Annotated in this window: 2 protein-coding genes; one reads left to right on the forward strand and one right to left on the reverse strand. The window is 71.8% G+C overall.

What is annotated here, in order from left to right; translation table 11 throughout:
• Window positions 1-1,626: MinD/ParA family protein (locus tag B9S61_RS39350; RefSeq protein WP_181007745.1), on the forward strand; the 1,626-nt coding region annotated here is incomplete at its 5' end.
• Between the two features lie 101 nt (window positions 1,627-1,727).
• Here B9S61_RS39350 and B9S61_RS39355 read toward each other — a convergent pair.
• A complete protein-coding gene (locus B9S61_RS39355) occupies window positions 1,728-2,684 on the reverse strand; it encodes a bifunctional riboflavin kinase/FAD synthetase (protein WP_103546528.1) in 957 nt (318 codons plus the stop codon).
• Window positions 2,685-2,868: the final 184 nt, after the last annotated feature.

The raw sequence follows: 2,868 nt of genomic DNA on the forward strand, positions 1-2,868 counted from the left end.
GACCCGCAGCCCGGATACGGCTTCCCCCCTTCCGGAACCGCGCCGACTCCGCCCGGCCAACAACCGCAGGCCGGTTACGGCTTCCCGCACCCCGGCACCCCGGCACCCACCGCCCAGCAGCCCCCCGCACAGCCCCCGGCCGGAAGCCCGCCCACACCCGACCCGCAGCCCGGATACGGCTTCCCCCCTTCCGGAACCGCGCCGACTCCCCCTGGGCAGCCCGGCAGTTACGGGTTCCCGCAGCAGGCGGAGCCGGCCGCCGGGGCTGCCCCGCAGGCGCAGCACCCTGGTGTGCCGCCGCAGGCGCAACCGCCGCAGGCCGGTCAGCAGGTGCCGCAGCAGCCCGTCCATCCGCATGCCGGACAGCCGGTGCCGCAGCAGCCCGTCGATCCGCGTGCCGGGGCCGGCTGGCCGCAGCCCATCCGGCACGACCAGCGGCAGCCGACCAACCCCGGTGCCGCGCCCCTCGGTTACACCGCGGCCGTGGAGCTGTCGTCGGACCGGCTGCTCAACAGCAAGAAGCAGAAGGCGAAGAGCAGCCGCCCCGCGTCCGGCGGGTCACGTTTCAAGCTGGGCGGGAAGAAGGAAGAGGCCGAGCGACAGCGGAAGTTGGAGCTGATCCGCACGCCGGTGCTGTCCTGCTACCGGATCGCCGTCATCAGCCTCAAGGGCGGCGTCGGCAAGACGACCACGACGACCGCGCTCGGTTCCACCCTCGCCACCGAGCGCCAGGACAAGATCCTCGCGATCGACGCCAACCCGGACGCCGGTACGCTCGGTCGCCGTGTGCGGCGCGAGACCGGGGCCACCATCCGCGACCTCGTCCAGGCGATCCCGCACCTCAACTCGTACATGGACATCCGGCGGTTCACCTCGCAGGCGTCCTCCGGTCTGGAGATCATCGCCAACGACGTCGACCCCGCCGTGTCCACGACGTTCAACGACGAGGACTACCGGCGCGCGATCGACGTGCTCGGCAAGCAGTACCCGATCATCCTCACCGACTCCGGTACGGGTCTGCTCTACAGCGCCATGCGCGGCGTGCTGGACCTCGCCGACCAGCTCATCATCATCTCGACGCCGTCGGTGGACGGTGCGAGCAGTGCCAGTACGACGCTCGACTGGCTGTCCGCGCACGGGTACGCGGACCTCGTCTCCCGCTCCCTCACCGTCATCTCGGGTGTGCGCGAGACCGGAAAGATGATCAAGGTCGATGACATCGTCGCGCACTTCCGGACCCGGTGCCGGGGCGTCCTCGTCGTACCGTTCGACGAGCATCTGGCCGCCGGTGCGGAGGTGGACCTCGACATGATGCGGCCGAAGGTGCGGGAGGCGTACTTCAACCTCGCGTCGCTCGTCGCCGAGGACTTCGTCCGGCATCAGCAGTCGCACGGCCTGTGGACCTCCGACGGCAACCCGCCGCCGGTCGCCGCCCCGCCGCTGCCGGGCCAGCCCGTGCCGGGTCAGCCGGGTCCGTATCCCCAGCAGCCGCAGCAGCCGCAGCAGGCGCCGCCCGGGCCGCACTACCCGTACCCGGGGCAGCCTCCGGTACAGCCGGGACAGCCGTACCCGGGCGTCCCCGGCCGGCCCTATCCTCCCCAGCCCGGACATCCCGGCGGGCAGTAGGACGCGCCCGGGCGTCGGTACCGTCCGCATGGGAAAGCGGCCCCTCACGAGGGGCCGCTTTCCCATGCGGGTTGCGGGTTGCGGGCCGGCTGCGGGTCCGGCTACTCCGGATTCCCGGCCGCGGCCACGAGCTCTTTGCAGCGCTCGACGTCCTTCGCCATCTGCACCAGCAGCGCGTCGATCGTCTCGAACCTCGCCTGACCCCGCACGAACGCCAGGAAGTCGACGGCGACATGGAGGCCGTACAGATCGAGGCCGACGCGGTCGATGGCGTACGCCTCGACCGTGCGCTCGGTGCCGTCGAACTGGGGGTTGGTGCCGACGGAGATCGCGGCCGGCATGGCCTCGCCCTGGGTGTGCAGCCAGCCGGCGTAGACACCGTCGGCGGGGATCGCGGTGTGCGGGAGAGTCTCGACGTTGGCCGTGGGGAAGCCCAGGTCGCGGCCGCGCTGGGCGCCCCGGACGACGACACCTTCCACGCGGTGCGGGCGGCCCAGGATCTCGGCGGCGCCCCCGACGTCGCCCTCGGCGACCAGGCGACGGGTCAGCGTGGAGGAGAACGGATCGCCACCGCCCGCCTCACCGCTCACGTACAGGTCGACGACCTCGACGTCGAAGTCGTAGACCTCACCCTGCTCGGCGAGGAAGTCCACGGTACCCGCGGCCCTGTGCCCGAAGCGGAAGTTGGGGCCCTCGACGACCGCCTTGGCGTGCAGCTTGTCGACCAGGACCTTGACCACGAAGTCGGCCGCCGACAGCTTCGAGAACTCGGTGGTGAAGGGCAGGATGAGGACCGCGTCCACCCCGAGATCGGCCATGAGTTCGGCGCGCCGGTGGTGCGGGGCGAGCAGCGGCGGGTGGCTGCCCGGGCGGACGACCTCGCTGGGGTGCGGGTCGAAGGTGACGACGACGGCCGGGACGCCCAGCTCGCGGGCGCGGTCCACCGCATGCCGGATGATCAGCTGGTGCCCCCGGTGGACTCCGTCGTAGGAACCGATGGTGACGACGCTGCGCCCCCAGTCCTGGGGGATGTCCTCCAAGCCACGCCAGCGCTGCACTGTGCCTGCTCCTCGTCGAAATCTTGCCGGACGGACCCGGGTCCGCGGACTTTTCTGCGCAGGTCTAAGGGTGCCATGCCGCATGCCGGTGGCCCGCATCGGCATCGCGTCGGCTTCACGTCGGCAGCGCGCCCGCATCACATAGAGCACCACGCCGGTGTGCCGGCACCGCGTCGGCGGGGGG

Source organism: Streptomyces sp. SM1, assembly GCF_002910825.1.
Classification (GTDB): Bacteria; Actinomycetota; Actinomycetes; order Streptomycetales; family Streptomycetaceae; genus Streptomyces; species Streptomyces okerensis.